The sequence below is a fragment of the Aquabacterium olei genome (assembly GCF_003100395.1).
In the GTDB taxonomy this organism is placed as follows: Bacteria; Pseudomonadota; Gammaproteobacteria; order Burkholderiales; family Burkholderiaceae_C; genus Aquabacterium; species Aquabacterium olei.
Window position 1 is genome coordinate 690942 of record NZ_CP029210.1, and the last position, 22619, is coordinate 713560.

General features: G+C 66.9%; 22 protein-coding genes and 1 tRNA gene. 12 read left to right on the top strand and 11 right to left on the bottom strand.

Annotation, left to right across the window (positions count from 1 at the left end):
- Nucleotides 1-3 precede the first annotated feature (3 nt).
- From DEH84_RS03090 to DEH84_RS03110, 5 genes are all read right to left on the bottom strand, one after another.
- Nucleotides 4-711 carry an LrgB family protein gene (locus DEH84_RS03090; RefSeq protein ID WP_109034679.1) on the bottom strand — a complete coding sequence of 236 codons (708 nt, stop codon included), beginning with the start codon at nt 709-711 and terminating at the stop codon, nt 4-6.
- Entirely contained in the window at nt 708-1133 is a 426-nt protein-coding gene (locus DEH84_RS03095; protein WP_109034681.1) for a CidA/LrgA family protein, read from the bottom strand. The genes DEH84_RS03090 and DEH84_RS03095 overlap by 4 nt, the downstream gene beginning before the upstream one ends.
- Before the next feature lie 58 nt (nt 1134-1191).
- Nucleotides 1192-3447 (bottom strand): putative bifunctional diguanylate cyclase/phosphodiesterase, encoded by a 2256-nt coding sequence (locus DEH84_RS03100; RefSeq protein WP_109034683.1) that lies wholly within the window; start codon nt 3445-3447, stop codon nt 1192-1194.
- Entirely contained in the window at nt 3444-5123 is a 1680-nt protein-coding gene (locus DEH84_RS03105; protein ID WP_109034685.1) for a PAS domain-containing sensor histidine kinase, read from the bottom strand. Before DEH84_RS03105 ends, DEH84_RS03100 begins: the two co-directional genes overlap by 4 nt.
- 237 nt (nt 5124-5360) lie before the next feature.
- Nucleotides 5361-5437: transfer RNA gene (locus DEH84_RS03110), tRNA-Met, on the bottom strand.
- Nucleotides 5438-5539: 102 nt separating this feature from the next.
- Here DEH84_RS03110 and DEH84_RS03115 point away from each other — a divergent pair.
- Together DEH84_RS03115 and htpG are read left to right on the top strand one after the other, a co-directional pair.
- Nucleotides 5540-6517, top strand: coding sequence for a quinone oxidoreductase family protein (locus DEH84_RS03115; protein WP_109038183.1), 978 nt, complete (start codon nt 5540-5542; stop codon nt 6515-6517).
- A gap of 129 nt (nt 6518-6646) precedes the next feature.
- Nucleotides 6647-8536, top strand: coding sequence for a molecular chaperone HtpG (gene htpG / locus DEH84_RS03120; protein WP_109034687.1), 1890 nt, complete (start codon nt 6647-6649; stop codon nt 8534-8536).
- A 12-nt stretch (nt 8537-8548) separates the two neighbouring features.
- On the opposite strand, the gene DEH84_RS03125 is transcribed toward htpG, so the two are convergent.
- On the bottom strand, nt 8549-9304 hold the full coding sequence (locus DEH84_RS03125) for a DUF2726 domain-containing protein (RefSeq protein ID WP_109034689.1): 756 nt from the start codon (nt 9302-9304) through the stop codon (nt 8549-8551).
- A 94-nt stretch (nt 9305-9398) separates the two neighbouring features.
- Nucleotides 9399-10097 carry a GNAT family N-acetyltransferase gene (locus tag DEH84_RS03130; protein ID WP_109034691.1) on the bottom strand — a complete coding sequence of 233 codons (699 nt, stop codon included), beginning with the start codon at nt 10095-10097 and terminating at the stop codon, nt 9399-9401.
- Nucleotides 10098-10547: 450 nt separating this feature from the next.
- Between DEH84_RS03130 and rplM the strand changes: the two genes are divergently transcribed.
- From rplM to erpA, 6 genes are all read left to right on the top strand, one after another.
- Entirely contained in the window at nt 10548-10976 is a 429-nt protein-coding gene (gene rplM, locus DEH84_RS03135) for a 50S ribosomal protein L13 (RefSeq protein ID WP_109034693.1), read from the top strand.
- Between the two features lie 9 nt (nt 10977-10985).
- Nucleotides 10986-11381: a 30S ribosomal protein S9 gene (gene rpsI / locus DEH84_RS03140; RefSeq protein WP_109034695.1), complete on the top strand. Its 396-nt coding sequence runs from the start codon at nt 10986-10988 to the stop codon at nt 11379-11381.
- Nucleotides 11382-11513: 132 nt separating this feature from the next.
- Nucleotides 11514-12551: an N-acetyl-gamma-glutamyl-phosphate reductase gene (gene argC / locus DEH84_RS03145; RefSeq protein ID WP_109034697.1), complete on the top strand. Its 1038-nt coding sequence runs from the start codon at nt 11514-11516 to the stop codon at nt 12549-12551.
- Nucleotides 12551-13276 carry a DUF6776 family protein gene (locus DEH84_RS03150; protein ID WP_109034699.1) on the top strand — a complete coding sequence of 242 codons (726 nt, stop codon included), beginning with the start codon at nt 12551-12553 and terminating at the stop codon, nt 13274-13276. Before argC ends, DEH84_RS03150 begins: the two co-directional genes overlap by 1 nt.
- 67 nt (nt 13277-13343) lie before the next feature.
- Nucleotides 13344-13793 (top strand): bactofilin family protein, encoded by a 450-nt coding sequence (locus DEH84_RS03155; protein WP_109034701.1) that lies wholly within the window; start codon nt 13344-13346, stop codon nt 13791-13793.
- A gap of 23 nt (nt 13794-13816) precedes the next feature.
- The gene (erpA, locus tag DEH84_RS03160) at nt 13817-14203 is read left to right on the top strand and encodes an iron-sulfur cluster insertion protein ErpA (RefSeq protein WP_109034703.1); all 387 of its coding nucleotides are present in this window, start codon (nt 13817-13819) and stop codon (nt 14201-14203) included.
- A 78-nt stretch (nt 14204-14281) separates the two neighbouring features.
- Here the strand turns inward: erpA and DEH84_RS03165 are convergent, their stop codons facing one another.
- Complete coding sequence (locus DEH84_RS03165; RefSeq protein ID WP_109038184.1) at nt 14282-15409, bottom strand: anhydro-N-acetylmuramic acid kinase; 1128 nt, start codon at nt 15407-15409, stop codon at nt 14282-14284.
- 69 nt (nt 15410-15478) lie between these two features.
- Entirely contained in the window at nt 15479-16918 is a 1440-nt protein-coding gene (locus DEH84_RS03170) for a M23 family metallopeptidase (RefSeq protein ID WP_245932667.1), read from the bottom strand.
- 158 nt (nt 16919-17076) lie between these two features.
- Here DEH84_RS03170 and tyrS point away from each other — a divergent pair, with 158 nt between their 5' ends.
- From tyrS to DEH84_RS03185, 3 genes are all read left to right on the top strand, one after another.
- Nucleotides 17077-18333 carry a tyrosine--tRNA ligase gene (tyrS, locus tag DEH84_RS03175; RefSeq protein ID WP_109034705.1) on the top strand — a complete coding sequence of 419 codons (1257 nt, stop codon included), beginning with the start codon at nt 17077-17079 and terminating at the stop codon, nt 18331-18333.
- A 226-nt stretch (nt 18334-18559) separates the two neighbouring features.
- On the top strand, nt 18560-19369 hold the full coding sequence (locus tag DEH84_RS03180; protein WP_109034707.1) for a PEP-CTERM sorting domain-containing protein: 810 nt from the start codon (nt 18560-18562) through the stop codon (nt 19367-19369).
- A 113-nt stretch (nt 19370-19482) separates the two neighbouring features.
- Nucleotides 19483-20604, top strand: coding sequence for an OmpW/AlkL family protein (locus DEH84_RS03185; RefSeq protein WP_109034708.1), 1122 nt, complete (start codon nt 19483-19485; stop codon nt 20602-20604).
- A 25-nt stretch (nt 20605-20629) separates the two neighbouring features.
- Here the strand turns inward: DEH84_RS03185 and DEH84_RS03190 are convergent, their stop codons facing one another.
- Entirely contained in the window at nt 20630-21169 is a 540-nt protein-coding gene (locus DEH84_RS03190; RefSeq protein WP_109034710.1) for a glycosyltransferase family protein, read from the bottom strand.
- Nucleotides 21170-21311: 142 nt separating this feature from the next.
- Here DEH84_RS03190 and pdxH point away from each other — a divergent pair, with 142 nt between their 5' ends.
- Nucleotides 21312-21965 (top strand): pyridoxamine 5'-phosphate oxidase, encoded by a 654-nt coding sequence (gene pdxH / locus DEH84_RS03195; RefSeq protein WP_109034712.1) that lies wholly within the window; start codon nt 21312-21314, stop codon nt 21963-21965.
- A 40-nt stretch (nt 21966-22005) separates the two neighbouring features.
- Here pdxH and msrA read toward each other — a convergent pair whose 3' ends face one another.
- On the bottom strand, nt 22006-22578 hold the full coding sequence (gene msrA / locus DEH84_RS03200; RefSeq protein WP_245932668.1) for a peptide-methionine (S)-S-oxide reductase MsrA: 573 nt from the start codon (nt 22576-22578) through the stop codon (nt 22006-22008).
- Between the last annotated feature and the right edge of the window lie 41 nt (nt 22579-22619).

The window sequence follows — 22619 nt, forward strand, 5'->3', positions numbered from 1 at the left end:
CCCTCAGGCCAGCGCGCGGGCCAGCAAGGGCCCGATCAACACCAGCACGATTCCCGAGAAGATCATCGTCAGGCTCGAGACGGCTCCTTGCTCGGGCCCGATCTGCCAGGCCTTGGCCGTGCCGACCCCGTGCGTGGCGGCCCCGAAGGCCGAGCCCACGGCCACCGGGTGGCTCACGTTCAGCCAGGTGAGCCAGCCGTGGCCGACGACCATGCCGAACACGCCGGTGACGAGCACGCACATCACGGCCAGCTCGGGTTGCACCCCGAGCATGATCGCGACCGGCATCGCGAAAGGCGATGACACCGAGCGGGGCAGGATGTTGCGCATCACCTCGTCAGGCAGGCCGAGTGCCCAGGCCAGCACCCACGAGCTGCCCACACCCAGCACCACGCCGGTCAGCACGCCAATGCTGAGCGTGATGGGGTAACGCCGGATCAACCCGCGCTGCTGGTGGATCGGGTAGGCGAAGGCCACCGTGGCCGGCCCCAGCATCCAGGTCAGCCAGCGCGTGTGGGTGTAATACACCTCGTAGGGCGTGCCACTGCCCAGCAGCAGCACCAGCAGCACCAGCGGTGTCACGATGATGGGCGTCAGCCAGATGCGCGGATGGCGCTGGAACAGGCGGCGCGCGGCGTGGTAGATGCCCAGGGTCAGCACCAGGCTGGCGGCGGCGACGGCCGGCGCGCCGAACAGGTCGACGGCGCTCATCGGCTCACCTCCTGATCCACCGCGTGCATGCCCATGCGGTCTTCCATCCGGATCACACGGGCCACCACCAGGCCCACCCCGCCCATCACGAACAGGGTGCCCACCACGATGGCCAGGGCCAGCTTCAGGCCCATGGTGCTCAGCAGTTCAGGGTGACGGATCAGCGCCATCAACGGGGGCACGAAGAACAGCAGCATCTCGCCCAGCAGCCAGCGGGCACCCGCTTCGATGCGGCGCGGCGCGATCACCCCGGTGAGCAACAGCGCCGTCACCACCAGCAGGCCGATGACGCCGCCCGGCAGGGGCCAGCCCAGTGCGTGCACCAGGCGATCGGCCGCCCACCACACGGCCACGAAGAACAGGATTTCGGTCAGCAGACGCAGCAGGCGCCCGGGGAGGGAAGGCGGCGAGGCAGGAGACATGGCGAGAGGCGAGACAGCGCAGCCTGCACTGTAACGGGCTCTGCCCCGGCGCGTGCCATCAGGGCCGTTGTGCCGCCAGCCAGTTCAACAGATCGGGCTCGGTCATCGGCCGTGCAAAAAGCCAGCCTTGCCCCTCCTCGCAGCCCAGTTGCAGCAGCAGTTCGCGCTGTGCAGGCGTCTCGACTCCTTCGGCCACCACCGTCATCGAGAGGCTGTGGCCCAGGTTGACGACCATGCGGGCAATGCGGCTGTCCTGCTCGATCTCGGCCACGAAAGCCCGGTCGATCTTCAACCGGTCTGCGCTCAGGTGGCGCAGCACGCTCAACGAAGAAAAACCGGTGCCGAAGTCGTCGATGGCAGCGGTCAGCCCCAGCGCCCGGATCTCCTCCAGCCGCTGCCGCATCAGGTTCAGGTCGTCGGCCGCCATGGACTCGGTCACCTCGAGCTCGACGCAGGCGGGGGCCACGCGCGTTTCGTTCAGCATGTCGGCCAGCAGGGGGATGAAGTCCGGCTCGCGCAACTGGGCCTGCGACACGTTGATGGCCATGGTCAGATGCGGGTACCCTGCTTCGTGCAGGCGCCGCAACTGCGCGCACGCGGTGTGCAGGACAAAGCTGCCCAGCACCGACATCAGGCCGGCCTGTTCGGCCAGCGGGATGAAGCGATCGGGCGGCACCAGCTCCCCATCGGGCTTGCGCCAGCGCAGCAGGGCCTCCAGCCCGAGCGCGCGGCCCGTCTGCAGGCACACCTTAGGTTGGTAGACCGTGAACAGCTGGCTCGAGCCCGTGGCGGCGCGCAGGCTGTTGAGCAACTGCATCCGCGTGCGTGCGTCCTGCCCCATCTCTGCAGAGAAGTAGCACGCTGTGCCACGCTGCAGGCCCTTGGCACGCTTGAGCGCCAGGTGGGCGTCGTTCAGCAACTCGGCCCCGGCGCCCGCCGGCTGCCCCAGCCGCACCAGCCCCATGGTGGCCGAGAGCCGCACCGTCTGCCCCTGCACCAGGAAGGGCATGGCGAAGTGCCGCTGCAAGGGCTCGGCGTCGACCAGTTCCTTCGGGCCCAGCACGCCAAACACATCGGCGCTCACTCGCGCCACGGTGCATCGCTCACCCAATGAGCTGGTCAGCCGGTTCGACACCGTGCGCAGCAGGGCATCGCCAAAGCCGTGGCCCAGCATGTCGTTGATCGACGCGAAGCTGTCGATGTCGACCACCGCCAGGTTCTGCTTGGCATCGGGCATCGACAGCTCCGACAGGCACTTGAGGAAGTGGTTCAGGTTGGGAATGTGGAGCAGCGGGTCGAGGTAGGCCTGGTCGGCCAGCTGGCCGTACAGCAGCACGTTCTCGAAGCCCGCCGAGATGCTCGAACAGAAGACCTCCAGCAGATGCCGGTCCAGCGGCGGCAGGTCGGCCTGGTGGTCGATGTAGGCCGCCAGCCCCCGGCCTTCCGAGGTGGCGAAGTAGAGCGTCATGCCCTCTTCGAAGTGGCTGCGCCGTTCGTTCAGGCAACGCTCCAGCGCGGCCTGCACCCGTGGCAGGCCCAGCTCGTGCAGGGGGCGCTGGATCAGCTCGCCATACTGGCCGGCCGCAGCGATGACACGGGCGGGGTCGTCCTCGTTCTCCAGCCCGGCCTGCGCACAGATCAGGCCCTCCGGCAGCATGCCGAGCAGTGCGCACAGCTGGTTGACCACCCCGCGCGCAAACAGCTGCATGCCATGCAGCTTGCTCAGCTCGGTGCTGGCGCGCACCACCATCTCCAAACCGCGCCGCGTCTGCTCGTGTGCCCGCATCTGGCGGTATGCGCGCACCGCGGTGGTCAGGCTCGTGAACAGCCGCACCCGTGTCAATTCCGACTTGGTCCGGTAGTCGTTGATGTCGTAGTCGCGGATGGTGACCAGTTCCGGCGCATAACCGGGCTGCCCGGTGCGCAGGATGATGCGCAGCGCTTCGCGTCGCAGGCGCGTGCGAACCTCCCGCACCAGCGTGAGCCCCGCGTCGTCCGACTCCATCACCACGTCGAGCAGCATCACCGCCAGGTCTTCGGTGCGCTCGATCAGGGCCAGCGCCTCGGCGCGCGAGTGGGCGTGCAGCAGGGTCAGCGGTCGCCCCTCGATCAGCAGGCCGCGCAGGGCGATCTCGGTGGCGTGGTGCACGTCCACATCGTCGTCCACCACCAGCACGGACCACGGCGTGCCCGCTTCGGTACTGGCCGGGGCGTCGGTGTCCGGGCCGTCTTCAATCAGCGGCAGCAACTCGTCCGCGTCGGCCGCCTCACCACCGGGCAGCGGGCGTTCGGGGGAAGTGGGGGGCAGGCTCATGATGTGGGCAGTGGCGTGGCGGCAGGGGCCGTGCGGGGCAGGGTCAGGGTCAGGGTGCAGCCATGGCCGGGCGTGCTGTCGAGGTGCACGCGCCCGCCGAGCAGACCCGTCACCAGCGAATACACGATGTGCATGCCCAGACCGGAGCCGCCACGGCCCAGCCGGGTCGTGAAGAAGGGGTCGAACACCCGCTGCTGGTGCTCGGGGGCGATGCCGCAGCCGTTGTCGTGCAGCGTGATCTGGATGTGGGTGTCGGACACTGGCTCGGCGTGCACCGCAATGCGGGGCGAGGCCTGCTGATCGAAGGCGTGCATCACCGCGTTGTTCACGATGTTCATCAGCACCTGGCTCAGCGGGCCGGGGTAGCTGTCCATCTGCAGGCCCGCCGGCACCTGCTCGACCCATTGCACCCCGCGGCGTCGCAAGGTGGGGCTCAGCGCCAGCTGCAGCTCGTGGACCACCTCGCTCAGCTCGAAGGGGCGTCGCTGGTGACTGGACTGGTCCACGGCCACCTGCCTGAATCCGGCGATCAGCTCGGCGGCGCGGCGCAGGTTGCGCTCCATCACGTCCACCGCCTCGGCGACGTCGGCCGTGAAACGGGTCAGTGCAGAGCGGCGCAGGCCTTGGGCCACCTCGCCGTCGAACTGCCTGCGCAGGTCCGACAGCGTGCTGGCCACGATCACCGCATTGCCGATCGGCGTGTTCAGTTCGTGCGCCATGCCGGCCACCAGCGCGCCCAGGCTCGCCAGTTTTTCCCTGCGCACCAGTTCGTCCTGGGTGTGGCGCAGTTCTTCGAAGGCCGCTTGCAGTTCTGCCGTGCGGGCTTGCACGCGGGCTTCCAGGCTGGCGTTCAGGTCTTCCAGTTCCTGCTGCGCCTTGCGCCGGTCGGTGACGTCGTAGAAGCTCGTGAGCATGTGCTCGCCCACCATCGCCCCGCCGACCACCAGATGGTGAGCCCGGCCCGCCTTGTCATGCACGCGCAGTTCCACCGGGTGCAGTTCTCGCCCTTGTTCACGCACGTCCTGGTAGCCCTTCGTCCACAGTGCCTTCACGTGGGCACGGTAGGCCGGGTCGGGGTAGGCGAGCGACCACCACTGGTCGATGTGGTGCAGGTCGGCTGCGGTGTAGCCCAGCAAGCGGGTCCACTGCCGGTTGATGTCGACGAGGCTGCCGTCTGCCGTCGTCAGCGCCAGCGGGATCGGTGCCAGTTCGAACAGCTTGCGAAAGCGCTGCTCGCTCGCCTGGAGCGCCTGCGCGGCGGCCTGCGCAGCCGTCACGTCCCGCAAGACGGCCACCAGTTGAAGGCGGTCCGACGCCGCATCGTGCAGCGCGGCGCTGAGCGTCACCTCGGCCGTGAAGGTCTCGCCGTTCTGCCGCTGGTGCAGCCACAGAAAGCGCTGCGACTCTCCTTCGCGGGCGCGCATGATGTGGTCGCGCACACCAACGGCCGATGCCTGTCCGTCCGGTTGCTGCGCCGGCGACAGTGCCGCCGGGTTCATGCCCACGAGTTCGGCCACCGGGCGGCCGAACAGCCGTTCTGCGGCGGGGTTGCACGCCACGATCTGCTCGCTGTCGAGCAGCAGCATCGCGTCATTGGCATGGGCCACCATCGCACGGTAGGCGCGGAGCTGGCTTTCCGGTTCGATGGCAGTGTGGCTTGGCGGACGTACGTCCATGCGGTGTTCCCTGGCGAATCGCTGCTCGGTTCAGCCACGCCACGCTGCGGCCGTCCTCACATGTCATGACCACTATATCGGGGGATGACCCCACCATTGGAGGGGTAAGGACCCGCGTAAGGCGCATGAAGCGCTGCCAAGTGAGACCTTTTGCGCACCCGGGGAGGGTGCGCAAAGCAAAAAGCCACCGCGAGGGTGGCTTCTGCTTTCAAGAACGTTCACACGCTTGAAGGTATTTGGTGGCGCTTCAGGGATTCGAACCCCGGACCTGCGGATTATGATTCCGTCGCTCTAACCGGCTGAGCTAAAGCGCCATCGAGACCAAGACTATACACTGAAATCTTTGCGTCACGCAAGTGGCGTCGCTTTTTCGTCTCGCCGGCATCCCGGCCGGCTGCACCGGAGGTCTGCTCACCATGTCCCGTCGCATCGAATTCACCGCTCAGGGCGGCCCCGAAGTCCTCTCTCTGGTGTCCCGTCCTGTGCCGGAGCCCGGCGAGGGTGAGGTCCGCGTCCGCAACCACGCCATCGGTCTCAACTTCATCGACACCTACCAGCGCAGCGGGCTCTATCCCGTGGCCAGCCTGCCGTCGGGCCTGGGCTCCGAAGGCGCCGGCGTGGTGGAGGCCGTCGGACCGGGCGTGACCACCTTCCAGCCGGGCGACCGCGTCGCCTACGGCACCGGGCCCCTGGGCGCCTATGCCGAGCACCACGTGCTGCCGGTGGCCCACCTGGTGCGCCTGCCTGACGGCATCGGCTTCGAGCAGGCTGCGGCCATCATGCTGAAGGGCCTCACGGTGCAGTACCTGTTCCGCCAGACCCATGTGCTGCAGGCCGGCGACACGGTGCTCTTTCACGCTGCGGCCGGGGGCGTCGGGCTGCTGGCCTGTCAGTGGGCCAGAGCATTGGGCGTGCGCCTGATCGGCACCGCGGGCGGTCCGGACAAGGTGGCCCGCGCGCTGGCCGCCGGGGCCTGGGCCGGCATCGACTACGACCGCGAAGACGTGGTCGCCCGCGTGCACGCGCTGACCGAAGGTCGCAAGTGCCCCGTGGTCTACGACGGCGTGGGCGCGGCCACCTGGGCCACCTCGCTGGATTGCGTCGCCCCGCGCGGCCTGCTCGTCAGCTTTGGCAACGCATCGGGGCCCGTCACAGGCGTCAACCTCGGCATCCTGGCGCAGAAGGGCTCGCTGTATGTGACCCGACCCACGCTCGGCACCTACGCCAGCACCCCGGAGCGCCTGCAGGCCATGGCCGATGAACTGTTCGGACTCGTGCAGCAAGGCGCCATCACGGTCGAGATCGGGCAGCGCTTTGCCCTGGCCGATGCCGCCGAGGCCCACCGCGCCCTGGCGGGCCGTGGCACCGTCGGGTCCACCGTGTTGCTGCCCTGATCGACCAGGAGCGGCAACGTGCTGGGCGCCTCTTGAAATGGCCGCGGGGCGCCCCATTTAGCTGGCGGTCGGGCTTGCCTTCGTGGGCAGCCCATGTTTCACCCTAGTGATCGAAGCACAAGAACAGCCATGGACAAGACCACCCATTCCTTCCAGGCCGAGGTCAAGCAGCTGCTGCACCTGGTCACCCACTCGCTGTACTCGAACAAGGAGATCTTTCTGCGCGAGCTGATCTCCAACGCATCGGACGCGTGCGACAAGCTGCGCTTCGAGGCCCTGGACAACAGCGCCCTGTACGAAGACGCTCCCAACCTCGAAGTGCGCGTGCTGGTCGACAAGGCCGCCCGCACGCTCACCATCCGTGACAACGGGATCGGCATGAGCGCGCAGGAGGCCATCGACCACCTCGGCACCATCGCCAAGTCGGGCACCAAGGAGTTCATGGGCCGCCTCTCGGGTGACCAGCAGAAGGACGCCCAGCTCATCGGCCAGTTCGGCGTGGGCTTCTACAGTGGCTACATCGTGGCCGACCGCATCACCGTCGAGTCGCGTCGTGCCGGACTGAAGGCCGAAGAGGGCGTGCGCTGGAGCAGCGAAGGCACCGGCGACTTCGAGGTCGAGGCCATCACCAAGCCCACCCGCGGCACCGACATCATCCTGCACCTGCGCGAAGGCGAAGACGAGTTCCTGACCGCATGGAAGCTGCGCGGCATCATCAACAAGTACTCCGACCACATCTCGCTGCCCATCCTCATGCAGAAGGAAGAATGGGATGCCGAGAAGTCCGAGTACGTCACGCAGGACGCGTGGGACACCGTCAACCAGGCCGCCGCCCTGTGGACGCGCTCCAAGAGCGACATCACGGAAGAGCAGTACCACGACTTCTACAAACAGATCAGCCACGACAGCGAGCCGCCGCTGGCCTACACGCACAACCGCGTCGAAGGCCGCAGCGAATACACGCAGCTGCTGTTTGTGCCGAAGAACGCGCCGTATGACCTGTGGAACCGCGACCGCAAGGGCGGCCTGAAGCTCTACGTCAAGCGCGTCTTCATCATGGACGACGCCGAAGCGCTGCTGCCGTCCTACCTGCGCTTCGTGAAGGGCGTGATCGACTCGGCCGACCTGCCGCTCAACGTCAGCCGCGAAATCCTGCAGGAAAGCCGCGACGTCAAGGCCATCCGTGAGGGCTGCACCAAGCGCGTGCTGTCGATGCTGGAGGAGCTGGCGAACAACGAGGACCAGGCCAAGCGCGACCAGTACGCCGCGTTCTGGAAAGAGTTCGGCGCCGTGCTGAAGGAAGGCGTGGGCGAGGATTTCACCAACAAGGAGCGCCTGGCCAAGTTGCTGCGCTTTGCCTCCACGCATGCCGACGAGAACGTGTCGCTGGCCGACTACGTGGGCCGCATGAAGGAAGGCCAGGACGCGATCTACGTGATCACCGCCGACTCGCTGGCCGCTGCCAAGAACAGCCCGCAGCTCGAGCTCTTCAAGAAGAAGGGCATCGAGGTGCTGCTGCTGACCGACCGCGTCGACGAGTGGGTGCTGTCGCACCTCTATGACTTCGACGGCAGGCCGATGCAGAACGTCACCAAGGGCGCCATCGACCTGGGCAAACTGCAGGACGAGGAAGAAAAGAAGAAGGCCGAAGAGGCGGCCGAGAGCCTCAAGCCCCTGCTGGAGCGCCTGAAGACCGCACTCGGTGAGCGCGCCAAGGACGTGCGCGTCACCACCCGCCTGGTCGATTCGCCCGCCTGCCTCGTCACCGAAGAGGGTGACATGAGTGCCCACCTGGCGCGTCTGCTCAAGCAGGCCGGGCAGACCGCGCCGGAAGTGCGCCCCGTGCTCGAGGTCAATCCTGAACACGCGCTGGTCAAGAAGCTCGAAGCCAGCGAGCACTTCGACGACCTGGCCCACATCCTGTTCGATCAGGCCCTGCTGGCCGAAGGCGGGCAGCTGGAAGACCCGGCCGCCTATGTGCGGCGCGTCAACAGCCTGCTGGCCACGTCTGCCGTCTGAGGCAGGCGTGATTCAGCGCCGGGCCTGACCCGGCCTGGGGCGCGCCTCGGTGGCCGAGGGGACTTCGGTCACTTCCGTCAGTGGGGCGGGTGCCGAGTTGGCGGCCGCGTCGAGGCGGCTGTCAAAGGCAAAGAAGGAGTCGGGCGCGAAGCCCGACTCGGCCCAGCGGACGGCGCGCTCGGCGCGACGCTCCTTCAGCCGGCGTGCCAGCTGGTCGCCCGCGTGGGACAGCGCGCCCGGCTCGAGCGGGTCTGTGGCGCGCATCGGCTGGCCCTCGACACCGTGACCGAGCACCCACGCCGCCAGCAACGGCGGCGGAGGCCATTGCCCCGGCTGGCAGCGCAGATGGCGCACCCGGCAGACATCCAGCACGGCCTGCTTGAGCCGCGCGGTACGGGGTGAGGGCATGGCGCCGGGCAGATCCAGGTCGATCGCCGCGATGGCCGTGCCGGTCGGGGTGCACACCAGCATCGACACCGTCAGCGCCTGCAGCCGGTCATACCACTGGCGGGCGGTGCGCGGCTCGGCCGCCTGGCAGAACCGCACGAGACTCACCTTGGCCAGCACCACATGCTGGGGCAGGGCAGCCTTGAGTTCGCGGTACAGCGCACGCTCGTGTGCAGTGAACAGCGGCCGAGGGCGCAAGGGCCAGCTGTCCGGCCAGGTGCGCACATGCTGCCGTTGGCGGCGACCGTGCAGCCACCATCCCAGCAAAATGCCGGGCAGCAGGCCGCATGCCACGGCTGCCGCCACTTGCGCACTGTTCACATCGACCCCCGAAGCCCCCGTTTTGGGTCATGCTAAGGGGGCGGCCGGGTCCAGTTCTACCCCCTGTGGAGGGGGCTTTCAGTGTCAGCCCCCCTCAAGCGGAGGTCATCAGCAGGCGCAGCCAGTCGCTGGCGTGGAGCGCCTGGTACTTGATCCGGTACAGCGCTTCGGCCGCCAGGGACTGCAGCGAACTGTCGATGTGGCTGGCCACCGTGTCCGGCGGCAGCTTCAGCCAGGCCTCGGCCTCCGGGCCATCCCGTTCGACGGCGGCGCCGGCCTTGCTGGCAATGCGCAGCATCGGGGCGTTCTCGCTCAGGGCGTGGATCATCAGGTGGCTGGCGCCGCGGTTGCGGGCGTGCATGATGGCGTGCTGGAACAGCCGCGAGCCCAGGCCCTTGCCGCGGCCCTGGGGCAGCACCGACACGCCGAACTCCATGGCGCGGCCGCGCGACGACTCGGCGCCGTGCGGGCCTTCGCCCGGCATGGCGGCCAGGTGGGCCATTGCCACCAGCTGCAACCGGCTGTTGAAGATGCCGAAGACCTCGTCGCGGCGGAAGTCGATCGAGGCCACATAGCGGGCCACCTGTTCCTTCGAGGCCTGAAAGCCGAAGCGCAGGTAGCGGTCGTGGTCGTCCAACTGCAGCAGGTGATCCAGGATGCGGGCGCGGTGGCGCGCGTGCAGGTCGCGGATCGGCACCCAGCCATCGTGATGGGTTGGGCGGCTGGGCGGGGTGCCCCCGGTCTTGTCCAGACCGAAGCGGTCGAGTGTGTCGGGTGTCTTGGTTGCGGTCATTGGTGACCTCTCGTTGCCCAAGGCTGGAGCGCTCAACATGCTGCGCCCCTCGAATGGTGCATCACCTAGGGTTTTCCCGAAGGGTAAGGGAATTCCCTGTGTCGCGCAACCGCCCTCATGCAGGTGCCCCCGTATCGCGTGATGGCATTCACGACAAACGTGTGCCGTACGGGCTCCGCATCCCGACTCCCGGTGTCGCGCAAAAGAGCTTGGCGCGCCGCGTGATTCCCGGCTAGAATCGCGGGTTCCCGACATGGTTGCCGGGAGGGCCTTTGCTTTTTGCAGGGGCCGGGGCTGGTCGACACCCGGTCGGCCGCGCGATGCAGGTGTTTGCCTGCATGTCTTTCAGCGCGGTTGCCGTCGGACAGCTTCGTTGCCGGAGAGGCCACCACCTTCCAAGAAGTGGTTCCAAAGGCGACTGTCAGCCAGTTTTACCACTTAGGAAATCTCATGAAGACCTTCAGCGCCAAGCCGGCCGAAGTGAAGCACGAGTGGTTTGTGATCGACGCCACCGACAAGGTGCTCGGACGAGTGGCCAGCGAAGTCGCTCTCCGTCTGCGCGGCAAGCACAAGGCCATTTACACGCCTCACGTGGACACCGGCGATTTCATCGTCATCGTCAACGCCGACAAGATCCGCGTCACTGGCACCAAGGCCACCGACAAGGTTTACTACCGTCACTCGGGCTTCCCCGGCGGCATCTACGCCACGAAGTTCAAGGACATGCAAGCCAAGCACCCTGGCCGCGCCATCGAAAAGGCCGTCAAGGGCATGCTGCCCAAGGGTCCCCTGGGCTACGCCATGATCAAGAAGCTGAAGGTCTACGCAGGCAGCGAGCATCCGCACGCAGCCCAGCAGCCCAAGGCCCTGGAAATCTAAGGATCGGCCATGACTATCGGTAACTGGAACTACGGCACCGGCCGTCGCAAGTCCTCCGTGGCCCGCGTCTTCATCAAGAAGGGCACCGGCCAGATCATCGTCAACGGCAAGCCTGTCGAGCAGTATTTCGGCCGCCAGACCTCCATCATGGTGGTCAAGCAGCCGCTGGTGCTGACGAACAACGCCGAAGCGTTCGACATCAAGGTCAACGTGCACGGTGGTGGCGAATCCGGCCAGGCCGGCGCTGTCCGTCACGGTGTCACCCGCGCCCTGATCGACTTCGACGCAACCCTGAAGCCCGAACTGAGCCGCGCTGGTTTCGTGACCCGCGATGCCCGTGAAGTCGAGCGTAAGAAGGTCGGTCTGCACGGCGCCCGTCGCCGCAAGCAGTTCAGCAAGCGCTGATCGATCTCCTGGACCGGTGGCCTCGGCCGCCGGGCTCCAGCACCCGCCCCAGGCCCGTGCCTCGGGCGGGTTTGTTTTTTCTGGCGTCATTGCGTGTCCCTACAATGGCGCCTCAGCTGAAAGGACCCTCACATGATCAAGGTCGGCATCGTCGGCGGCACCGGTTACACCGGGGTGGAACTGTTGCGCCTGCTGTCGCAGCACCCCGAGGTCCGCATCCACGCCATCACCTCGCGCAAGGAAGCCGGCATGCCGGTGTCCGACATGTACCCGAGCCTGCGTGGTCATGTCGATCTGGCCTTCGTGACGCCCGATGACGCCGGGCTGACCGAGTGTGATGTGGTCTTCTTCGCGACGCCGCATGGCGTGGCCATGGCCCAGGCGCGCGAGCTCCTCGCGGCCGGCGTCAAGGTCATCGACCTGGCGGCCGATTTCCGCCTGAAGGACACAGCCGTGTTCGAGCAGTGGTACGGCATGGCACACACCTGCCCCGACCTGCTGGAAGAGGCTGTCTATGGTCTGCCTGAGCTGAACCGCGACGCCATCCGGGGCGCCCGCGTGATCGGTAATCCCGGCTGTTATCCCACGTCGGTGCAGCTGGGCTTTGCGCCGCTGCTGCGCCACAAGCTGATCGACCCCACCCACCTGATCGCCAACTGCGCATCGGGCGTGTCGGGCGCAGGCCGCAAGGCCGAGGTCCACACGCTGATGGCCGAGGCGTCGGACAACTTCAAGGCGTATGGCGTCAAGGGCCATCGCCACGGCCCCGAGATCAACCAGCAGCTGCGCGCCATTGCTGGCGACGACAGCGTCAACTGCCTGTTCGTACCCCACCTGCTGCCGCTGATCCGTGGCATCCACTCGACGCTGTACGCGCGCCTGAATGACGCCGGCCAGGCCGCCGACCTGCAGGCCACCTTCGAGGCCTTCTACCAGGGCGAGCGTTTCGTCGACGTGCTGCCGGCCGGCAGTGCCCCCGAGACGCGCAGCGTCCGTGCCAGCAACACCGTGCGCATCGCCGTGCACCGCCCGCAGCCCGACACCGTGATGGTGCTGGTCGTGGAAGACAACCTGACCAAGGGGGCGTCGGGGCAGGCCGTGCAGTGCATGAACCTGATGTGTGGCCTCGACGAGCACCTGGGCCTGACGGGCGTGCCGGTGCTGCCCTGATGCGCTGGCGGCTCTTGCGCCGGCGGCTGTCGATCAGCGCGCCGCGCATGGCAGTGCGCAGCCACTTGCCCTGGCCGTTGCGGTGGGCCGTGGCGGCGTTGATGCTGGGTTTCTCGGCAGCACTCGCGCTGTGGGCGTTCGAGTTCGGTCGCAACATTGCCGGGCTGAATCAGGGCGCAGATCGGCTGAATGAGGCGTTGACGCACACGCGTGAGCAACTGGCGCAGGTGCGTGAGGAGCGTGACCGCGCGCAGTCGGTGGCCAATTCTGCGGACAGCCTGCTCAAGGCCGAGCGCGTGACGCAGCAGCGGCTGGCCGAGCAGGTCAAGGCGCTCGAGGCCGAGAACCTGGCGCTGAAGGACGACCTCGGTTTCTTCGAGCGCCTGCTGCCTGCCACCGGCGGGGCCGGCGTTTCGGTGCGCGGCCTGCAGGGTGAGCTGACCGGCTCAGGCCAGCTGCGTTACCAGCTGCTGGTGATGCAGCGTGCCGATGGCCGCATCCAGAGTGACTTCCTGGGCCGGTTCGAGCTGTGGCTCTCGGGCACCCGGGATGGCAAGCCCTGGACCGACAGCAGCCCGGTGGTCGCGCGCCCCTTGCAGTTCAAGCAGTACAGCCGCGTGGAAGGCGTGGCGCGCTGCCCAGCGGACGTGCAATTGCGCACGGTGCAGGTTCGTGTGCTGGACAGCACGGGTTCCGTGCGTGCAAGCCAGTCCCTGAAGCTGTGAGGCCGTTGACCTGTGCCTGCAACGGTGTACGCTTGATGTTTCGGCCCTGTCGAGGTTGAGGAAGCACATGCTCGGATGGAAGAAAACCCCGCCCATACGCACGCTGGTTGGCGAGGGCACCGTCGTGACCGGTGAACTGCGGTTCAGCGACGGCCTGCGCATCGATGGCGAAGTGCAGGGCGACGTGGTCGCCTCGGGCGAGGGGCGCACCTTGCTCGTCATCAGCGAAAAAGCCCGTGTCCATGGCAAGGTCAGGGCGGGGCATGTCATCATCAATGGGTCTGTCCATGGCCCGGTGGTGGCCGAAACCCTGCTCGAACTGCAGCCCAAGGCCCGCATCGTGGGTGATGTGAAATACGAAGCCCTTGAAATGCACCAGGGTGCCACCATCCAGGGTGGTCTCCTCCCGCTTCAGGTCGACGACAAGCCGAGCCTCAAGCTCGCTGCGTCCGCCACCGGAGTACCCGACCGCGGCCTGTCGCAGCCTGCCGCCTCGAACCCGCTGCACAAGATTTGAAATCCCCTCCCGGAGTTGATCCCATGACCGCTGTTGCCCAAGAAACCCAGAACGCAGACGCCTTTGCCGCTGAGATGCCCCCCGCCCCCATCGTGTTCACCGACGCCGCCGCCGGCAAGGTGGCCGAGCTGGTCGCCGAAGAAGGCAATCCGGATCTGAAGCTGCGTGTGTTCGTGCAGGGCGGCGGTTGCTCGGGCTTCCAGTACGGGTTCACGTTCGACGAGATCGTCAACGAAGACGACACCAAGATGGAAAAGAACGGCGTGACGCTGCTGATCGATGCGATGAGCCTTCAATACCTCGTGGGCGCCGAGATCGACTACAAGGACGATCTGGAAGGCGCCCAGTTCGTGATCCGCAATCCGAACGCCACGACCACCTGCGGTTGCGGTTCCAGCTTCTCGGTCTGACACCGGGATCGGAATCCACCACGAAGAAGGGCTGCCGGCAGGCAGCCCTTTTTGTTGCGCAATGCCAGACGGCAGTGCTCAGCGCGCCGGATAGAGTGCGCCCAGCACCCGAGGGCCGCGTGCCCCGGTGACCTCGGGCACGTTGCCCGCCAGTCGGGCCACATGCCGCCACGCCAGCCAGGCAAAGGCGGCCGCCTCCACCTGCATCACATCCAGCCCGTGGGTGTCCGAGCGCCCCACACGCACACCGGGCAGTTGTTCACCCAGTCGGCGCATCAGGTCGCCATTGAGGGCGCCACCCCCGCACACCACCACATCGGTGGCATCCGGGGCGTGCTGCTGAATGGCCATCGCGGCACTGCGTGCCGTCAGCTCGCACAGCGTGGCCTGAACGTCCCGTGCCACATCGGCGTCTCCCAGGGGGCCGTCGGTCAGGCCATGCGGGGCGAGCCAGCGCGCCAGCCAGTCGGGGTTGAACAGGTCGCGCCCGGTGCTCTTGGGGGGCGGCAGGCTGAAGAAGGGTTCGGCCAGCGCGTCGGTCAGCCAGTCCTCGCGCACCTCGCCCGCGGCGCCCCATTCGCCGTTGGCGTCGTAGACGTGGCCCGTCTGCGACTCGCACCACAGATCCAGCAGGGCGTTGCCCGGGCCACAGTCGAAGCCCAGTGGGGGCTGGCCCGGTCGCAGGATGCTGACGTTGGCCATGCCGCCGATGTTCAGCACGGCCACGGTCTGGTCGGGGTGGCCGAACAGCGCCTGGTGGAAGGCGGGCACCAGTGGCGCACCCTGCCCACCGGCCGCCATGTCACGGGTGCGAAATTCGGCGACCACATCGATGCCCGTCAGCTCCGCCAGCAGGGCGGGGTGATTCAGCTGCCAGGTGTAGGCCAGATCCGGCCGATGGCGAACCGTCTGCCCGTGTGCGCCGATCGCCTGCACCTCGCTGGGCAGCACATCGGCGGACGTGCACAGGGCGTGCACGATCGTGGCGTACAACACCACCAGGGCCTGTGCCGCCTCGGCACTGCGGTGCAGTTCATCGTGCCCGGGTGTATTGAGGTCCAGCAACGCCTGCCGCAGGGGAGGCGGCAGCGGGCGGTGCGCATGGGCCAGCGTGCGCCACGCGCCGTCCTCCTGGCGCATCAGCACCCCGTCCACACCATCCAGCGAGGTCCCGGACATCAGGCCGATGTACAGATTGGACCGCATCGGACCGGGGTGCCCGGAGGGCTCGAGGTGCAGTGACGGCAAGGCGCGGGCCGGGTCGCCGGGCATGGCTTATTCGAAGCGCGGACCGGACTGGGTGCCGGCGGCCGCCCACTCGCTGGCCATGTCGAGTCGGGCCGCAATGGCGCCGACCTGACTGCGGAAGCTGGCGAGGGCCTGCGGCGACAGCTGCAGCGCCTCGGACGCGCGGGCCACCACCATCGGATCGACCTGCTGTCCCTTGACCTTGAACTCGAAGTGCAGATGCGGGCCCGTGGCCCAGCCGGTCGCGCCCACCGCGCCGATCAGCTGCCCCTGGTCGATGCGCTGCCCCTTGCGCACGTCGATGCGACTCAGGTGGGCATAGACCGTCTGACGGTCACCCGCGTGCTGCACTTGCACCACGTTGCCGTAGCCGTTCTGCACACCTGCAAAGTTCACCACGCCTTCGCCGACGCTGCGCACGGCCGTGCCGGTCGGGGCACCGAAGTCGACGCCCAGGTGGGCGCGCCAGGTCTTGTGGATCGGATGGAAGCGCATTGCGAACCCGGAGGTCACGCGCGAGAAGGCCAGCGGCGAAGCGAGGAATGCGCGGGTCTTGCTGCGGCCGTTCAGGTCGAAGTAGGCCCCCTTGCTGCTGCCGGGTTGCTGGAACCAGACGGCGTCGTGGGTCTCGCCCTTGTTGATGAAACGGGCGGCCAGCACGCGGCCGGTGCCGCTTGTCCAGGTGACGGCCTCGCCATCCGCCAGCAGGGCTTCATACAGCACGCTGAAGGCATCGCCCTTGCGCAGTTCACGGCGGAAGTCGATGTCGCTGCCGAAGATCTCGGCCAGCTGGTTGGTCACCGCATCCGGCACGCGCGCGTCGTCGGCGGCAGCAAACAGCGACGAGCGGATCGTGCCCGATGCCAGTTGCTGCGCGCGGCTCAGCGGCAGCTGTTCGGAGCGCACGTCCCATTGAGTCTGCCCGCCCGGCGCTGCGCGCTGGATGGTCACCCGGGTGAAGTGGGTGTCGGCCTGTTCGGCGTGGGCTGCGGGGCCGCGCACCACGAGTTCGCGCAGGCGGCCGTTGTCGACGATGGCCTTGATCGCCTTGCCGGCCCGGCCCTGCAGCACGCCGGCTGCCACGGCGTCTTCACGCAGCAGGCGCGCCGCGTCGGCGTCGTCCACGCCCAGGCGCCGCAGCAGGCTGTCGGCGGTGTCGCTGCTGCGGGTGACGTCGCTGCGGTACAGCGCCAGCGGCTCGGCATCCAGCCGGCCCAGCTCGGCAGCCAGCGCGGGCGCCTGGACTGCTTCCACGACCTCGACCACGGCGGGCTGACCGGTGTCGGGCAAGGCTGTCAGGGGGGCGACACCGAAGGCGGTCACGGCCGAGCCAGCCAGCAGGGCGAGCACGGCGGCGCTGACACGGCGAGGGTGTCGGTGGGCCGCGGCCTGAAGGGTCTGGGCGCGGTGGAGGAGGGCGGTGAGCGGCGAGGGCGTGGCGGTCTTGATCTGCTTGGAAGAAGTCAAAACGGGAATCCTTCTGGTTCGGGAGAGAGCCTGCGCCCCGCTCCCCTAAAATCAGCCCGCGTCGTACGCAGGCAGCAGCCCGCGCGCGCGCACAATCAGCGGAGTATAGCCCCGGCCCGGGGTGCGTTGATCCGCAGAATTCCACACGATGGCCCGTCATGTTGCACCCTGAAAATCCCGCACCCGTTACGCCCGATCACCCCGTCTCCGACCGTGTCCGTGAGGCGCTTGCCGTGACCCTGCGTGGCGTGGAAGAGCTGCTGCCCGAGGCCGAGTGGGTGAAGAAGCTGGCCCGTTCCGAGGCCACGGGCGTGCCGCTGCGCATCAAGCTGGGCCTGGACCCGACCGCGCCGGACATCCACCTGGGCCACACGGTGGTGCTCAACAAGCTGCGCCAACTCCAGGACCTCGGCCACACCGTCATCTTCCTGATCGGCGATTTCACCTCGCTCATCGGCGATCCTTCCGGCCGCAACGCCACCCGCCCACCGTTGACCGAAGAACAGGTCAAGGCCAACGCCGAAACTTATTACAAGCAGGCCAGCCTGGTGCTCGACCCGGCCCGCACCGAGATCCGCTACAACAGCGAGTGGTGCGACGCGTTGGGCGCGCGCGGCATGATCCAGCTGGCCAGCCGCTACACCGTGGCCCGCATGATGGAGCGCGACGATTTCACCAAGCGCTTCAAGGCCGGCACCCCGATCAGCGTGCACGAGTTCCTGTACCCGCTGATGCAGGGCTATGACTCGGTGGCCCTGAAGGCCGACCTGGAACTGGGCGGCACCGACCAGAAGTTCAACCTGCTGATGGGGCGCCACCTGCAGGCCGAGTATGGCCAGGAGCCGCAGTGCGTCCTGACCATGCCTTTGCTGGAGGGGCTGGATGGCGTCGAGAAGATGTCGAAGTCCAAGAACAACTACATCGGCATCAGCGAGGCGCCCAACACCATGTTCGCCAAGCTGATGAGCGTCAGCGACGACCTGATGTGGAAGTACTTCACGCTGCTCAGCTTCCGCCCGCTGGAGGAAATCGCGCGCCTGAAGGCCGCCTGTGAGGCCGGTGCCAACCCCCGCGATGCCAAGGTGATGCTGGGGCAGGAGATCGTGACCCGTTTCCACAGCGCACAGGCTGCGGAAGAGGCGTTGCAGGATTTCGTCAACCGATCACGCGGGGGGATACCGGACGACATTCCGGAACTCGCGGTCACTTTGCCGGTCGATGGTCTGGGCATTGGCGCGTTGCTGAAGCAGGCCGGCCTGGTGGCCTCGACCAGCGAGGCCCTGCGCCTCATCGAGCAGGGCGGGGTCCGCCTGGATGGTGAGGTGATCCGTGAAAAAAGTCACAGAATGTCGGCTGGTACCCATGTGGTCCAAGTTGGCAAGCGAAAGTTCGCCCGCGTGACGCTTTCAAGCTGATTCGGGGGTAACCCCGACGCATGATCACGGGGGAGGGTCCGGGTCACTGGTGTTTTCCTGAGGGATTTAACACGTGTCTGGAGGGTCCCCCGCGTTGTCTCCACACGGAGTGCGCCGCTATCCTTCAATCGAACAGACGTTTAAAGGTCTGTGCGAGCCGAAGGAAGACGCGGATGCCTCCGGAGCGCAGAAGAATTCAAAGGGCCGCTTTGAAGTGGAGATAGACATGAAATTTGCAATGAAGAGCATCGTCGCCGCGGCTGCCTTCCTGGCTGTGGGTGTTGCCAGCGCTGCGACGCAGACCGTTGCAGTGGGCGGTTCGGTCAACGGCTTCACGCTGGTTGGCGGCACGGGCGCCCTGACGTTCGACCGTTCGCTGGTGACCGCCATCAACACCGGCGCCATCCAACTGTCGGCTGCCACGCCGGCGACCGCGACCCTGGTCAAGACCTCGACCGGCAAGTACAGCAACGTCGAAGGCAGCCGTCCGGTGTTCAACGCACCGATCACCTCGCTGAAGGTGGACACCGCCACCAACCAGGTCACCGACGCCTACACCGCCGGTGGCGCGCTGATGGTGGCTCCGGCCGAGATCGAAGGCGACGCCAACCTGGCCTCGACTGGCGGTTCGCTGTCCGTGACCAACATCCACGTGGACCTGGTCGCCAAGAAAGTGTTCGTGGACATCAACGGTGCCAACGGCGTCGGCACCAAGACGAACTACTACCTGTGGGACGTCACCACGATTTCGGGTGACACCGCCCTGAAGGACGGCACCGCGCTGACCTCGATCACCGGCCTGACCATCGCTGGCGGCACCACGGGCGAAGCGTTCAACACCTTCGCCAAGTCGCTGGGCCTGACCGAGACCGGCATCGTGGCCATGCGTGGCATCACGAACTACGGTTCGATCGCTTCGAGCATCACCGCCAAGGCGGGCGCCGTCACCCCGGCCGTGCCTGAGCCCTCCACCTACGCCCTGATGGGCCTGGGCCTGGTCGGCATCGCGGCTGTGGCCCGTCGCCGCGCCAAGTAATCCAGTTCCTGGATGAAGAAGGGGGGCGCGCGTGATGCCGCCCCCCAGAGCAGCCGCTCCGAGCGGCTGTTTTCTTCTCGACGCCTGAACGCTGTAGATATAACGGAGACCGCATGATCCGCCGTGGACGTTTTGCTCTGAACCTCTTTTCCCTGGCGTTCGCTGCCAGCCTGTCCGGCGGTGTGCAAGCGCAAGCGTCTGACCCCTATATTGCCAAACAGCTTTCGAGCGCGGTTCGCGGCAATTTGTTCATGCGCCTCGGCTACACAAGCATTTCAGTTCAAAACAAGTCCGGCGATGCGCGAGACATTACCGGCCCTGTTGTCACCATGGCGGACCTCGATGCCGCCGCAGCGCTCGGTGACAGCCTTCCCGCATCGGATCCGCTGAGCGCGTGGCAACTCAAGAGCAACATCGATGACGGAGTTACGCCGGGGAATTCTCCAGATGGGCCAGAGGCCATCTATTCCTCCTACATGGACCTGTTCCGGAGCGCGGTGGCTCAGGAGGGCGGAGGCTTGGGCACTCCCAAAGGCATCAAGGCCAAAGTCGGCAATTCGGCAACCGTGACCTTGAGCCTGGGGTACTGGCTGAGCGACGACCACACCTGGGTGGCGGAAGCCTACGTGCTCGCAGCGCCGTTGACGGTCAAGGCCTATGGCGACGGGGTGAATGTCAACGGCAAGCCAAATGGTCTTGCTGGCAAGGAAATAATCGAAACCAAGATGTTGCCTCCGCTGGCCGTCTTCGGTCGGTATTTTGGGAATCGCGAATCGCGCTTCCGCCCCTACCTCGGCGTGGGGGCTACCTATGCCGTGTTCTTCGACACTCGTACGACCAATGCCTACGAATCCTATGTGGGCGGCCGTTCAACTGCCAAGCTCAAGAATGCGTTCGGAGTAGGTCCGTTTGCCGGCTTAAAGTGGCAGATCGATGACGATTGGCATGTGAGCTTGGCGGTTGGTCAAGTAAAGATCAAGACGGAGGCCACGGTGACCAGCTATAACACTCAAATCAGGTCGGGCGATCGAGTTCTGGCTGATTACGTGACGACCGTGGGGGAGGCTATTAAGTTGGCTGAAGGTAGAACCGGCGCGGATCCACAATTCACAACCAAGCTAATGCAGCTGGTTGCTCGCAATCGAGGTGGGGCGGATCAAGGCACCTACGTCCGCAAGCAGGACCAATCGTTGACCAACACCATCTTCAACATCAGCATCGGTCGCAGCTTCTGATCTCAGGCGCTGCCCGAAGCCTGTCTCACGGCGCGCTGGGTGGCGCAGCGAGGTCGACCGTCGCAGCCGGATAACGCGTGGCCAGCCGCTCCAGATCCCGCGCGCTGTCGAGCCGAAGCAGCTCCGAAAACAGTTCACCCGAGACGCCGATCGGCCTGGCACCTGTTGAGCCGGGCGCAGGGTGGACCACCGGGAAGCTGGGCAGGCAGTCGGCCATCGCGTGCAGGCTGACTGCGGGCAGCGGCGCGCCGTTCAGTGGAAGCAGCAGCCAGCCTCCGGCCTGAGGGCTGGCCTCCACGCCGGCGCGAATGGCGCGCCCCAGCCACTGGCCTGGCCCTTCTTCGCCGTCATCCTCGATCGTCAGCACGTGATTGCCCGGCAGGATGGCTTGCGCGTGCGCGGCCATGCCAGGCGGCGTGACCACCAGAGCCGGCAGGCCGGTGGACAGGACGTTGTGCAGCGTCTGAGCCAGGGCCTGCGGGTCTCCGCTGGCTCCCGTGTTGCCGCGCGGGCCGGCTTCCGAAACCGGGCCGGCCAGAACGATGACGGTGGCGGAGGAGGTCATGGTGATTCGCGAGGGGTGGAAGTCCAGTTTGAGCCGGGTTGTTGCAGTGCACCACCGTGGCTTCACTTAGGTGCATACCCGTGCCGGATGGACTTGACGGGCGTCATCGCGCGGGCGCCGCAAAGTGCCCGATACTCGTGCCATGGACAAATCATCTCCTCACGATCTGGCGCAGATGCGCAAGAGCTATGAGCTGGCCGAACTCGATGAGGCGCAGGTTGCGCCCGAGCCCATCGACCAGTTCCATCGCTGGTTCGATGAAGCCGTTCGGGCCAAGGCCCTCGAGCCCAACGCCATGACCGTGGCCACGGTGGGCGCCGACGGTCGACCGTCGACCCGCGTGCTGCTGCTCAAGGGCGCCGACGCGCAGGGCCTCGTCTGGTTCACCAACTACGAAAGCCGCAAGGGCCACGAGCTCGCCGCCAACCCGTTTGCCGCCATGCAGTTCTTCTGGGGCGAGCTCGAGCGTGTCGTCCGCATCGAAGGGCGGGTCGAGCGGGTCAGCGACGAGGAATCCGACGCCTACTATGGCAGCCGGCCGTTGGGCTCGCGCATCGGTGCGTGGGTGTCACCGCAGAGCCGTGTGCTGACCTCGCGCAGCGAGCTCGAAGCAGCCTGGGCCCGGCAGCAAGCCGCCCTCGGCGACGATCCTCCGCGCCCGCCGCATTGGGGTGGCTACCGCCTCGTACCGGACCGCTGGGAGTTCTGGCAGGGGCGCCCGTCCCGTCTGCATGACCGCATCGTCTACCAGCGTCTGGCAGACGGAACGTGGCAGCGGCAGCGGCTGGCCCCCTGACCGGTCGCAAGGCGAACCGCCCCGGGGCGGCCGCCGCACCTCAGCCCTGCCTGAGCAGGTCGGGGAACAGGCGTCGGGACTTGTCCACCTTGGGGGCCACCACGAAGGCGCAGTAGCCCTGATGCGGGTGCTGCTCGAAATAGCGCTGGTGGTAGGCCTCGGCCGGGTGGTAATTGGACAGGGGCGCCACTTCGGTGACGATGGGGCGCTCGTAGATGCTGCTCATGGCCAGCTGCTCGATGAAGTCACGCGCGGTCTGAGCCTGCTGCGCGTCGTGCGTGTAGATCCCTGAGCGGTACTGCGTACCGACGTCGTTGCCTTGCCGGTTCAGCGTGGTCGGGTCGTGCACAGCAAAGAACACTTCCAGGAGCTGGCGGTAGCTGATCTGGGTTGGATCGAAGCGTACTCGCACGACTTCGGCGTGGCCGGTCTCGCCAGCGCAGACGGCCTCATAGGTGGGGGCTGGATCGTGCCCGTTGCTGTAGCCGGACTCGACCGCGACCACGCCGCGCAGGCCGAGAAACACGGCTTCGACACACCAGAAGCAGCCGCCAGCGAAGGTGGCTTCGGACAGCGTGGGGGCGGGCGGCGTCCCCGGTTGATGTGATTCCATGACCGGCTTCTCCTGCTTAGACTGCGGCCATTATCCGGCCC